Source organism: Anaerobacillus sp. ABD4_527, from assembly GCF_056160805.1.
Genome location: NZ_JBSWXZ010000001.1, coordinates 1,121,470 through 1,134,591 on the forward strand (window position 1 = coordinate 1,121,470; position 13,122 = coordinate 1,134,591).

The window sequence follows — 13,122 nt, forward strand, 5'->3', positions numbered from 1 at the left end:
CTTTTTATGGAGAGGAGATGGCGGGATATGAGTCCCTACGTGGCATCGTTTATCGTATTTATCAGTATCTTTCTATTTGGTATGGCGATTCTTCGCATCGGCCTCCAAACGTTCTCTCAAGCTAAGGTTGAGAGATTGTTAACCTCGATGACTGCAACTCCTTTTCGAGGTCTTATCATGGGGATGCTTGTGACTGCCCTCATCCAGAGCAGCTCAGCTGTCATGGTTATAACTGTAGGGCTGATCGCCACAAAGCTGTTAACATTTAGACAATCAATCGGTATTATTCTCGGTGCTAACATCGGTACTACGATTACAGCAGAACTCATGACGTTGAATCCTGATCAGTTTACGATACCTTTATTGATCGTAGGCTTCATCTTCTTACAGATTAGAAAACAAATCCTTTTTAGTATCGGAACAGTTTTGTTTGGACTAGGATGTATCTTTGTCTCGATGCACGGGCTTGAAGCAATGTCCATTCCGCTATCATCATTATCTTTTTTCGATCACATTATTAACGAAACGAACACGAGTTTACTCTACGGGATAGGAATTGGAACGATCCTTACCGCACTTATTCAATCTAGCTCAGCTACGACTGGAATCACGATGAGCTTCATCAATCAAGACCTGCTTACACTTCCTTCTGCAATCGCTATTCTATATGGAGCTAACATCGGCACATGTGTAACTGCATGGCTCGCAAGTATCGGCAGTTCGAAAGAAGCAAAATTATCAGCATATGCACACATTTGGATCAATGTTCTTGGTGTATTGTTGTTTTATCCTTTAATCGACGTGTTCAGTAGAATGGTGGAATACGTTACCACATTACCAGATGTGCAACTCGCTCACGTCTCAATCATTTTCAATGTGTTTTCATCCCTACTATTCTTACCTTTAGCCGGCATACTTGCTACTATGATCGAACGCCTACATGGCGGAAAGGCAATATAAAAAACCAACCCCTAGGGGTTGGTTTTTAGTTACTCTTAATAATCTGTGTCAGCAGTTTCGCCTTGTACGATTTTTACTCCTGCGCTAGCACCGATACGAGTAGCACCAGCATCAATCATTGCTTGAGCTCCTGCAAGGTCACGAACGCCACCTGAAGCTTTAACGCCGATTTCAGGTCCAACAGTTTCTCTCATAAGCTTAATATCTTCAGGAGTTGCACCACCAGTAGAGAATCCAGTAGAAGTTTTCACGTAATCTGTACCAGCTTTAACAGCTAGTTCACAAGCACGCTTTTTCTCTTCGTCAGTTAGAAGGCACGTTTCAATGATAACTTTTACGAGTGCTTTGCCTTTTGCTGCTTCTACAACGGCATTGATGTCGTTAACGATATAGTCATCGTTACCCGCTTTTAACTCAGCGATATTGATTACCATATCCACTTCAGTTGCACCTTTTTCGATTGCATCTTTCGTTTCAAATGCTTTTGTTTCAGTAGTCGTAGCTCCAAGTGGGAAACCGATTACTGTACATACTTTCGCTTCTGCACCTTTAAGCATATCAGCTGCTAATGTAATCCATGTAGGGTTTACACATACAGATGCAAAATTAAACTCTCTTGCTTCTTTACAAAGCTTTTCTACTTGCTCACGAGTAGTATCAGGTTTAAGTGCAGTGTGATCGATCATGTTTGCTAGTTCTTGGTTCATTTCATATCATCCTTCCAAATCTTATGTATGCCGAAACTTAAGGAGTTCGGCAGTTCCTAAATTTATAATGATGCAACAGCTGAAGCTGGTTCCTCTTCGTTCATCACTCTAACAAACTGTCCTTCGTTATAAGGGTATCCAGCTTTCGTGATCTTTACTTTAACAATCTTACCGATCATTTCTTCAGAAGCTTCAACAATTACCTTCATATAGTTAGCAGTATACCCTACATATAAGTTAGATTCAGGTGAATCTTTGAATTTTTCTTCGGGAATTACTTCCAGTACTTCACCTTCATATTGTGAAGCATACTCTTTTGCAAGCTGATTCGAAAGCTCAATCAATTGATGAACGCGTTTATTCTTCACGTCTTCATCAACCTGATCGTCCATTCTTGCAGCAGGTGTTCCTGTACGTTTAGAAAATGGGAAAACGTGTAGTTCTGAGAATTTGTGTTTTGAAATAAAGTCATATGTTTCCTTGAACTCTTCGTCAGTTTCACCAGGGAAGCCAACGATTACATCAGACGTAATCGCGAGTCCAGGTAGAGCCTTTTTCAAACGCACAAGACGTTCTCCAAACATTTCCATCGTATATTTTCTTCTCATTCTTTGAAGAACCGTATTCGATCCAGACTGAAGTGGAATATGAAGGTGTGGAACTACTTTGTCCGAAGCATTCAATACCTCAATTACTTCATCAGTAACCTGGCTCGCTTCGATTGAAGAAATCCTAATACGCTTCAAACCATCAACTTTTGCGTCCAAATCACGTAAAAGTTGAGCAAAATTGTAATCTTTCAGGTCTTCTCCATATCCTGCTGTGTGAATGCCTGTAAGAACAATCTCCTTATATCCAGCCTGAACAAGCTGTTGCGCCTGTTCAATAACTGCTTCTGGTTCTCTAGAGCGTAGGAGACCTCTAGCCCATGGAATGATACAGAACGTACAGAAGTTATTACAACCTTCTTGAATCTTCAGGGACGCACGAGTCCTGTCAGTAAAGGCGGGTACCTCTAGTTCTTCATATACTCGAGCCTTCATAATATTGCTTACGCCGTTTACAGGCTCTCTTTCTCGTTTATATTGTTCGATATAATCGAGCATTTTAACTCTGTCTTGTGTACCAACTACAACGTCTACCCCTGGTATCGCCATTATTTCTGCAGGGGACGTTTGTGCGTAGCAGCCCGTAACACAGATGACTGCATCTGGGTTCTTTCTGATCGCACGCCTAATAACCTGGCGACTCTTCTTGTCACCAGTATTCGTAACCGTACACGTATTGATAACATATACGTCCGAAGCATGATCGAACTCGACTCTTTCATAGTCTTGTTCTTTAAATAACTGCCATATCGCTTCCGTTTCATAATGATTCACTTTACAACCTAATGTATGGAAAGCAACTGAAGGCATAGGATCACCTCATTAATTCAAAATGATATGAGATCGCTGCAAGTACATATAAAGCAGCCGTCTCAGTTCGCAAAATTCGTGGACCCAGACCACAGGAAGTGAAACCTGACTCTTCAAGTTTTCTTACTTCATTGTCTGAGAGACCACCCTCAGGACCAAATACAACTAGGAAACGGTCATTCTCATTCGCTTGTTGAAGCGTTTGAGCAAGCTTTGAAGATTCTCCAGCTTTTGCTTCTTCTTCAAAAGCAATGATCTTATGGTCATAAGACTCGCTTAATTCGATAAGCTGTGAGAGCGTGCAAGGCTCATCGATTGCGGGAATCGTCGTTCGATGAGATTGTTCTGCGGCTTCTTTTGCAATCTTATTTAACCTTTGTAGCTTTTTGTCGCTTTTTTGCTTATCCCATTTTACAATAGAACGCTCTGCTTTAAAAGGAACAAACTGATCTGCTCCAAGCTCTGTGCCTTTTTGGATGACCAACTCCAATTTATCCCCTTTTGGTAAACCTTGAACGATGGTCACACATAGCGGCAGACGCTTGTCTTCATCTAACCATCGAACAGGCTTCGCCATCACCTGTCCTTGGTCAACACTTGTTAATTGGCATACAGCTGATTGGCCAGAAGAAGAACAAACGATGATTTCATCGCCCGCCTCCATCCTCATCACTTTAGCTATATGCTTTACATCTTCACCGTCAATCTTAATCGCCTCTTCATTGATGGTAGCATCGGGAATGAAATATCTTTGCATTGAATTCCCTACTCAACGGGCTTTCTAGCTATGAAAGCGACCCAGTCTTCCATTTGGAGAGTTTCCTCTATTACAAGACCTTGTTCAATGATCGACTGCTTAACTTCTTGCTTTTTCGCGGTAATAATACCTGAAGTAATGAACGCTCCACCAGGCTTAAGTACTCTCGCTACATCATCAGTAAAACGCACTATGATTTCCGATAGAAGGTTTGCAACGACCACGTCATACGTATCCTCTACATTATCAAGTAAGTTGTTCTGTCTGACGTCAATCTTATTATGAATTTTATTAAGTTTTGCGTTCAAGTACGCACTCTTAACAGCGATATCATCAAGGTCTAACGCCTCAACAGTTTCAGCTCCGAGGCTTGCAGCGGCAATACTTAATACTCCAGAGCCCGTTCCAACATCGATCACCTTTTGACCAGGTTCAATAATCCTTTCAAGCGCTTGAACACACATAACGGTCGTCGGGTGAGTTCCTGTTCCAAAAGCCATTCCTGGGTCAAGTTCAATAATGATCTCATCGGTATTAACTGGCGTGTACTCTTCCCAAGTTGGAGTGATGGTTATTCGTTCAGATATTTTGACTGGTTTATAGTACTTCTTCCAAGCTGTTGCCCATTCTTCTTCATTCACTTCACTAATCTGAACTGTGTTTCGTCCAAGGTCGATATCATACACAAGCAACCCATTGATCGCTTCCTTTATTTGTTCAACGGTTTCACCAAGAAAACTATTCACAGGTAAGTATGCTTTAAGAACAACCCCTTCTTCAGGGTAATCATCTGGATTAAGCTGGTAGACTTCTCCGAACGAGGTATCCCAAACTTTAACAAGGTCCATAGGGTCTTCTATAACCACCCCACTTGCACCGGCTTCATGCAATATATTCGATACTGCTTCTATCGCTTCATTTGTTGTATGAATGCTAATCTCAGACCATTTCATTCATTTCCACTCCTCTTTGGATCCTTTTTTCTCGGAAAGGAAACAGGCAGGTCTAATCATTAGACCTGCTTCCTGTTACCAGCTTTCTCCTTTGTTAATCCCCTTTAAACGCTTTTTTCACTTTAGCGAAAAAATTCTCGTGCTGTTCCTCAGGTACTTGCCCAGATATCTCACCAAATTCTCGTAAAAGTTCTTTTTGGCGATCAGTTAAATGTTTCGGAGTTACAACTTGGATCTTCACGTGCTGATCACCTTGACCGTAACCACGTACATTTTGTATACCTTTGCCCTTCAACCTGAAGTTCGTGCCGCTTTGCGTTCCAGCAGGAACTTTTAGCATGACCTTACCATGCAATGTTGGAACTTCGATTTCATCCCCAAGTCCAGCTTGAGCAAATGTAATCGGCATTTCACAATGCACGTCGTCTCCATTTCTCTCATAAAACTCATGAGGCTTAACATAGACGACAACGAAAAGATCTCCTGGAGGTCCTCCGTTTACGCCCTCTTCACCTTTTCCTGTGATTCGAATCTGTTGCCCTTCATCGATTCCAGCAGGCATCTTTACATGAATCTTCTTCTTAACTTCAACTTTACCTTTTCCGCGGCACGTTTTACATTTGTCTTTAATCAGCTTGCCTGTACCTTCACAGTGATGACATACTCTTCGGTTCACAACACGACCAAACGGTGTGTTCTGCTCAACGTTAAGCTGTCCATTTCCTCCACAATGGTGGCACGTTTCCGGTGTTGTTCCAGGCTTCGCTCCTGATCCGTCACATGTCGAACAATCTTCTTCTTTCGGAATATAAATATCTGTTTCTTTTCCGAAAGCCGCTTCTTCAAAAGTAAGTGTCATCGCGTATTGAAGATCAGCACCTTGTCTAGGCGCGTTTGGATTCCTTCGACCTCCACCGCCAAAGAACATATCGAAAATATCGCCGAAGCCACCAAAGTCGCCACCTGCGCCACCAAATCCTTGGTTAGGATCAGTATGACCAAACTGATCATATTGCGCCTTTTTCTGTGGATCCTTCAGCACTTCGTATGCTTCAGTTATTTCCTTGAACTTTTCATCTGCCCCCGGTTCCTGGTTGATATCCGGGTGGTATTGTTTAGCAAGCTTTCGATAAGCTTTTTTCATCTCAGCTTCTGAGGCATCTTTGCTTACGCCAAGCACCTCATAATAGTCTCGTTTACTCATCGTATCCACTCCCGATTCTCTTCACATAACCTTTATCTTACCATTGATTTATTACGAACCGCAATACTATATTGCAAGACCCGTAGGCTGACCACGTCATCTTAAACGAAAGATAGAATGGACCTAATTGCCATCTATTATTAAGAACATGCTTACACTAAGAAAAAAGTCAAAGCCGAGATACGCTTGACTTTGACTTTTTCTTTATCTTATTTATTACTTTTTATCGTCTTCATTTACTTCTTCGTATTCAGCATCAACGACGTTGTCATCTTGCTTTGCTTCAGAACCAGCGCCTTCGGCTTGCTGAGCCTGTTGAGCTTGAGCTGCTTGCTCATACATCTTAGTCGTTAGAGCTTGAACAACTTCTTGAAGTTCATCTTTCGCTGAACGAATCGCTTCAATGTCATCATTCTCTAGAGCTGCTTTGACTTTATCTTTTGCTTCATTAGCTTTGTTCACTTCTTCTTCCTCTACTTGACCTTCAAGGTCTTTTAGAGTTTTCTCAGTTGTGAATACTAGCTGATCAGCTTCGTTACGAGTTTCAACTTCTTCACGACGCTTCTTATCTTCTTCAGCGTTCGCTTCAGCATCTTTTACCATGTTTTCGATCTCATCATCAGAAAGACCGCTTGATGATTTAATCGTGATGGATTGCTCTTTGTTTGTGCCTAGGTCCTTCGCACGAACGTTCACGATACCGTTCTTGTCGATATCGAATGATACTTCGATCTGAGGAGTTCCTCTTGGTGCTGGAGGAATGTCCGTCAACTGGAAGCGACCGAGAGTCTTGTTATATTGAGCCATTTCACGCTCACCTTGTAGAACATGGATGTCTACTGAAGGCTGGTTATCAGCAGCAGTTGAGAACGTTTGTGACTTACTTGTTGGAATCGTTGTATTACGCTCGATAAGCTTCGTAAATACGCCGCCCATCGTTTCGATACCAAGTGAAAGTGGCGTTACGTCTAGAAGAACAACGTCCTTCACATCACCAGCGATAACACCAGCCTGGATTGCTGCACCAAGTGCAACTACTTCATCAGGGTTAACGCCTTTATGTGGATCTTGACCAGTTTCTTTCTTGATCGCATCTTGTACTGCAGGAATTCGAGTAGAACCACCTACAAGGATAACCTTGTCAATTTCAGAAGGTGACATACCAGCATCTTTAAGAGCCTGACGAGTAGGTCCCATTGTACGTTCTACAAGGTTTGCAGAAAGTTCTTCGAATTTAGCACGAGTCAAGTTAAGCTCAAGGTGTTTTGGACCAGAAGCATCAGCCGTGATAAATGGTAGTGAAATTTGAGTTTGAGCTACTCCAGAAAGGTCTTTCTTCGCTTTCTCAGCAGCATCTTTCAAACGCTGAAGTGCCATCTTATCTTGAGAAAGATCTACACCGTTCTCTTTCTTGAATTCAGCAACAAGGTGATCGATGATCACTTGGTCAAAGTCATCTCCACCTAGACGGTTGTCACCAGCTGTTGATTTAACTTCGAATACGCCTCCGCCTAATTCAAGGATAGATACGTCGAACGTACCACCACCAAGGTCAAAGACAAGGATAGTTTGATCTTCGTCTTCTTTATCTAGCCCATAAGCAAGCGCTGCAGCCGTTGGCTCGTTCACAATACGCTCAACTTCTAGACCAGCAACTTTACCAGCATCTTTTGTTGCTTGACGTTCAGCATCGTTAAAGTATGCAGGTACTGTGATGACAGCTTTTTCTACGCCTTCGCCAAGATAGTCTTCTGCGTAAGACTTAAGCTTTTGAAGAATAATTGCTGAAATCTCCTGTGGAGAATAAGACTTACCTTCTACATCTACTTTGTAGTCTGTACCCATATGACGTTTGATTGACTGAATTGTGTTTGGGTTCGTGATCGCTTGACGTTTTGCAACCTCACCCACTAGTCTTTCATCATCTTTGAATGCTACTACTGAAGGTGTTGTACGGTTACCTTCTGGGTTAGGAATTACCGTTGCTTCGCCGCCTTCCATAACAGCAATACAAGAGTTTGTTGTACCAAGATCAATACCAATAATCTTACTCATTGTTTCTACCTCCTATATCTTCATATGTAATTATGAGCTTACTTTTACCATTGCTGGTCTAAGGACACGCTCGTTCAACTTGTACCCTTTTTGCAATACTTCTACAATGACATCTGAATCATACTCATCTGATTCAACTTGCATAACCGCCTGATGCAGGTGAGGGTTAAATTCTTCCCCTTGTGCTCCAACTTCCTCAATACCTTCTTTTTCAAGGGCATCTTTTAGCTGACGATAGACCATCTCCATGCCAGTTAGTAGAGAATTCACTTCTTCATGATCGCTTTGAACAGCAAGCGCTCGCTCAAAATTATCGATTGCTGGTAGAAGTTCTTCAGCAAGTTTTTGAGAACGATATTTCGCATCAGCACTGCGCTCTTCACGCGTTCTACGACGGAAATTATCATACTCCGCCTGTGTACGCAAATATTTATTTTCAAGCTCATCAACTTGCTTCTGCAAGCTTTCAAGCTCTGATTCCTCATTCATTTCAGGTTCGACAACCTCAGATTCCTCATTTTCTTCAACTTCTTGTTCAAGATTTTCAGCTTCTTCAGTTACTATCTCTTCCTCATGATGACTGTTCTGCTTTTCCACGAATTTCACCTCCCCAACGTAATCTACATGTATATTCATAGAAATAGATGGAAGATATCGATCTCCCACCTTTTTCACTATTACCAAATTACCAGTGTTTGAAACTTCGATATCGCTCAGTCAATGTACTCGTAAGGTCATTCGCAAGAAAGCCTAAAAGACTCATCGAACGGTGATATTCCATTCTCGTTGGTCCAAGCAAAGCGAGAGACCCCATACGTTTCCCTTCGATAAAGTAGTCTGCTGTCACGATACTACATTCCTGCATCGCCTCAAGATCATTCTCCTGACCGATTCTAACTTCGATCCCTTTCTTCTCAGGACGAAGGATGTTGTACATCAAATCATCCTGCTCAAAGGTGTTTAATAATAGTCTTACTTTCTCAACATCTTTGAATTCGGGTTGAGCTAGAATGTTCGTCTTACCACCGTAGTACACTTTTTCTGCATTGGTATAGAGAAAAAGATTATCAAGCATCGTATTCACTTGATTATAGTTTTCTATGTGTTTTTTCAAGACTGTAGCCATCTCTTGCATCATGGTCGATTTAAGTGATACTAATGGAACGTCCTTGAGACGCTCATTCATAATGTTAACGACCTTTTCGATATCAGACATGCTTACAGATGGTGGAATCTTAATGGTTTGATTCTCCACGTGACCACTGTCAGCTACCAGAATTACGACGGCCGTCTCTTTCGAGAGTGGTATGATTTGCACCTGGCGAAGCTTTGTTTCAAAAACCTCAGGACCAAGAATAATCGATGTATACTGTGTTAGTTCAGAAAGGATCTTAGCAGATTGCTGGATAACTTTCTCAACTTCGACCATTTTTTCTGCAAAAAGTGAGTGAATATCTTTCACATCACTGTTAGATAAGACTGGCGGTGATAGAAGATTGTCTACATAGAAGCGATAGCCTTTCTCTGAAGGAACTCGACCTGAAGAACTGTGGGTTTTCTCAATAAACCCCATGTCTTCTAAATCTGCAAGCTCATTACGAATAGTAGCTGAACTAAACGTTACTTCTTTTCGCTTTGAGAGCGTGCGTGATCCTACAGCTTCAGCAGTGCGAATGTAATCCTCGATCAAAATCTGTAAAATAAACAGTTGACGTTCAGTTAACATCCTCTCATCACCTCTGTTAGCACTCTATTTCCTCGAGTGCTAAATCTAATAATAAGGTAACAGAAAATTATTTTAGTTGTCAATGATTACGTTACGTGTTGTGAGAGATGCTTTAAAACCCCGCTTTTCAAACGTGGAGCGTTCCATATTTGACTAATACGGAACGGTTACACTGCAAGAAATTCCTGAAATACTTCATTTCCTAGGAAAAACCCTCGTTCTGTTAAAGCGATATGACTTCCTGTATCCTTTAGCAATTCCTTGTCGATTAGATTTGTTAGCTGCTCACCAAAAACGGATTCGATGGACTGGTTGTATTTTATCTCAAACGTTTGTTTTGATACGCCCTCTCTCATGCGAAGACCCATGAACATCTCTTCTTCCATCATTTCGCCCTTTGTAAGTTCATTTTCATCCATATAAGGGAAACCATGTTCATCGATCTTAGTCATATATTGTTTCAGAGGACCTGCGTTCGCACGTCTCACCCCATCAACATAACTATGGGCTCCAGCACCGATTCCGTAATATTCATTGTTCTTCCAGTACGTGATGTTATGTTGACTTTCATAACCAGGTAACGCGAAATTGCTTATTTCATATTGGTTGAATCCTTTTTCTTCTAAACGTCGAATTAGCTCAGCATACATCTCAGCTTCAGTTTCTTCAGTCGGTAGAGGTAGTTCGCCTTTTCTCCATTGATTATAAAACACGGTCTTCTTCTCAACTTGAAGCGAATAAGAAGAAATATGAGTGATCCCAAGTTTGACCGCTTCATCAATCGAACTTGATAATTGCTCTAGTGTTTGTTCTGGTAGCCCAAACATTAGATCTAGAGAGAGGTTCTCAAACCCTGCATGCTTGGCCATCGTTACGATCTCACCGATCTCCTCTACATTATGACCTCTTCCAAGACGTTTTAATAAAGAATCCTGAAACGCCTGCGCCCCAATACTAAGCCTGTTCACACCGTACCTTTTCATGATTTCTAATTTACGTGGTGTAACGCTACCTGGATTCGCTTCCATGGTAAACTCTAACCCTTCTACTACGTATGGCTGGAATCTGCTAGTAACTGAGTGCAGAAATTGTTCTAGCTGCTGATCGTTTAGGGCGGTAGGGGTACCTCCCCCAACGAAAATAGTACTGATAGAAGATGTAGGAAATCGATTGAGTGTTCTTTCCATCTCGATATCCATGTGGTCAAGATACTCTACGACAGGCTGCCCCTGCATAAACACTTTATTAAAATCACAATAATGACATATATAATCACAAAATGGAATGTGTAAATAAACAGCGTTGACCATTTTAATCACTGCTTTCTAATCATAATCTAAAGACCGCAGAAAATTCTGCGGTCTCCTTAACCCATACTATAAAAATAACAGTTCTTCTTCAAATAGAAAGTGTTAGTTCTTCTTAGTATTATCTTGACGAAGAACTGCCATGAAGGCTTCTTGTGGAACTTCGACTTTACCGACCGTCTTCATTCGTTTTTTACCTTCTTTTTGTTTCTCAAGCAATTTACGCTTTCGAGAGATGTCTCCCCCGTAACATTTAGCTAACACATTCTTTCTAATTGCTTTAATGGTTGAGCGAGCAATAACTTTCTGTCCGATCGTCGCTTGAACAGGCACTTCAAACTGCTGTCTAGGTATCAAGTCTTTTAGGGTTTCAGTAATATCTTTACCACGTTCGTAAGCGAAATCTCTATGGACGATGATGGAAAGCGCATCAATACTTTCTCCATTAAGCAAAATATCCATCTTAACGAGGTTAGATGGCTTATAACCGATCATCTCGTAATCGAACGAAGCGTACCCTTTTGTACTTGATTTTAATTGATCAAAGAAATCATATACGATTTCAGAAAGTGGAATGTGATAAACGATGTTCACCCGAGTCTCGTCAAGGTACTGCATGTCGATGAATTCCCCGCGTTTACCCTGACATAGTTCCATAATTGCACCAACGTAATCGTTAGGCGCCATGATCGTAGCCTTTACAAACGGCTCTTGAACTTCAGTGATCGATTGAGCGTCAGGCATCAAAGCTGGATTATCGATAATCTTCTCTTCACCATCAGTCAACTTAACTTGATAGATAACACTTGGTGCTGTAGTGATGAGGTCGATGTTAAATTCACGCTCAATACGTTCCTGGATGATCTCCATATGCAACAGACCTAAGAATCCGCAACGGAAGCCAAACCCTAGGGCTTGAGACGTTTCTGCTTCATATTGAAGAGAAGAATCGTTTAACTCTAGACGTTCCAGCGCCTCTCTTAAATCGTTATATTCAGCAGAATCTACAGGATAAAGTCCACAGTATACCATCGGATTCATACGGCGATACCCTGGTAGTGGTTTGTCAGCAGGGTTCTTTACGGATGTAATCGTATCACCTACGCGAGAGTCTCCAACATTTTTAATCGCTGCGGTAAGGAAACCTACATCTCCAACTGTTAGCTCATCCTTTGACTGTGGTTTTGGGGTAAATACGCCTAGCTCAGTAACCTCAAACTCTTTTCCAGTAGCCATCATGCGAATTTTTTCGCCGATCTTAACGGAACCTTCTGTAATTCGTATGTAAGCAATTACACCACGATATGGATCATAAAGCGAATCAAAGATCAGTGCTTGAAGGGGTCCTTCCGGATCGCCTTGAGGCGCAGGAACCTTCTCAACAACTTGCTCTAAAATTTCTTCAATTCCAATGCCATTTTTAGCTGAAGCTAATACCGCGTCAGAAGTATCGAGACCAATTACATCTTCAACCTCTTGAGCAACACGCTCAGGCTCTGCACTCGGTAAATCGATCTTATTGATCACAGGTAAAATTTCGAGATCGTTGTCTAACGCAAGGTACACATTCGCAAGCGTTTGGGCTTCGATGCCTTGCGCTGCGTCGATAATCAACAATGCACCTTCACAAGCTGCAAGACTTCTTGAAACTTCATATGTGAAGTCTACGTGCCCAGGTGTGTCTATTAGATGAAAGATATACTCTTCTCCATCTTTCGCTGTATAAGTTAGCTGAACGGAATTCAGTTTAATTGTAATTCCTCTTTCACGTTCCAAATCCATTGCATCGAGCGTTTGGTCTTTCATTTCTCGTGCAGTGAGGGCGCCGGTTTTTTCTAATATTCGATCGGCTAACGTTGATTTTCCATGGTCAATGTGTGCAATGATGGAAAAGTTACGAATCCTCGACTGTCTTTCTAATTTCTGTTCACGGTTCATCTATAATCACTCCTAAAGGCGAAACTGCGCTAGTATAGATTATAGCAATACCGCTGTCCATAATCAATTAGCAATCCTAATGAGCACTTTCTCAAAA

Annotated in this window: 11 protein-coding genes; 1 reads left to right on the plus strand and 10 read right to left on the minus strand. The window is 41.6% G+C overall.

Annotation, left to right across the window (positions count from 1 at the left end; genetic code table 11):
* The first annotated feature begins 27 nt into the window (after positions 1 to 27).
* Positions 28 to 960, plus strand: a complete 933-nt coding sequence (locus ACXAHI_RS05965) for a Na/Pi symporter (protein WP_474846664.1) — start codon at positions 28 to 30, stop codon at positions 958 to 960.
* Positions 961 to 995: 35 nt separating this feature from the next.
* Here the strand turns inward: ACXAHI_RS05965 and deoC are convergent, their stop codons facing one another.
* The 10 genes from deoC to lepA all read right to left on the minus strand — a co-directional run bounded on the left by deoC (position 996) and on the right by lepA (position 13,025).
* The gene (gene deoC, locus ACXAHI_RS05970; RefSeq protein WP_474846666.1) at positions 996 to 1,667 is read right to left on the minus strand and encodes a deoxyribose-phosphate aldolase; all 672 of its coding nucleotides are present in this window, start codon (positions 1,665 to 1,667) and stop codon (positions 996 to 998) included.
* A 62-nt stretch (positions 1,668 to 1,729) separates the two neighbouring features.
* Entirely contained in the window at positions 1,730 to 3,085 is a 1,356-nt protein-coding gene (gene mtaB, locus ACXAHI_RS05975; RefSeq protein WP_474846668.1) for a tRNA (N(6)-L-threonylcarbamoyladenosine(37)-C(2))-methylthiotransferase MtaB, read from the minus strand.
* Between the two features lie 4 nt (positions 3,086 to 3,089).
* Complete coding sequence (locus ACXAHI_RS05980) at positions 3,090 to 3,842, minus strand: 16S rRNA (uracil(1498)-N(3))-methyltransferase (RefSeq protein WP_474846670.1); 753 nt, start codon at positions 3,840 to 3,842, stop codon at positions 3,090 to 3,092.
* An 8-nt stretch (positions 3,843 to 3,850) separates the two neighbouring features.
* Positions 3,851 to 4,795: a 50S ribosomal protein L11 methyltransferase gene (gene prmA / locus ACXAHI_RS05985; protein ID WP_474846672.1), complete on the minus strand. Its 945-nt coding sequence runs from the start codon at positions 4,793 to 4,795 to the stop codon at positions 3,851 to 3,853.
* 94 nt (positions 4,796 to 4,889) lie between these two features.
* A complete protein-coding gene (dnaJ, locus tag ACXAHI_RS05990; protein ID WP_474846674.1) occupies positions 4,890 to 5,999 on the minus strand; it encodes a molecular chaperone DnaJ in 1,110 nt (369 codons plus the stop codon).
* A 216-nt stretch (positions 6,000 to 6,215) separates the two neighbouring features.
* The gene (gene dnaK, locus ACXAHI_RS05995; protein ID WP_474846676.1) at positions 6,216 to 8,054 is read right to left on the minus strand and encodes a molecular chaperone DnaK; all 1,839 of its coding nucleotides are present in this window, start codon (positions 8,052 to 8,054) and stop codon (positions 6,216 to 6,218) included.
* Between the two features lie 30 nt (positions 8,055 to 8,084).
* Complete coding sequence (gene grpE / locus ACXAHI_RS06000; protein ID WP_474848091.1) at positions 8,085 to 8,690, minus strand: nucleotide exchange factor GrpE; 606 nt, start codon at positions 8,688 to 8,690, stop codon at positions 8,085 to 8,087.
* A 49-nt stretch (positions 8,691 to 8,739) separates the two neighbouring features.
* Positions 8,740 to 9,780, minus strand: a complete 1,041-nt coding sequence (gene hrcA, locus ACXAHI_RS06005) for a heat-inducible transcriptional repressor HrcA (protein WP_270179342.1) — start codon at positions 9,778 to 9,780, stop codon at positions 8,740 to 8,742.
* A 167-nt stretch (positions 9,781 to 9,947) separates the two neighbouring features.
* Positions 9,948 to 11,090 carry a radical SAM family heme chaperone HemW gene (hemW, locus tag ACXAHI_RS06010; RefSeq protein WP_474846678.1) on the minus strand — a complete coding sequence of 381 codons (1,143 nt, stop codon included), beginning with the start codon at positions 11,088 to 11,090 and terminating at the stop codon, positions 9,948 to 9,950.
* 102 nt (positions 11,091 to 11,192) lie between these two features.
* Positions 11,193 to 13,025: a translation elongation factor 4 gene (gene lepA / locus ACXAHI_RS06015; protein ID WP_474846680.1), complete on the minus strand. Its 1,833-nt coding sequence runs from the start codon at positions 13,023 to 13,025 to the stop codon at positions 11,193 to 11,195.
* Between the last annotated feature and the right edge of the window lie 97 nt (positions 13,026 to 13,122).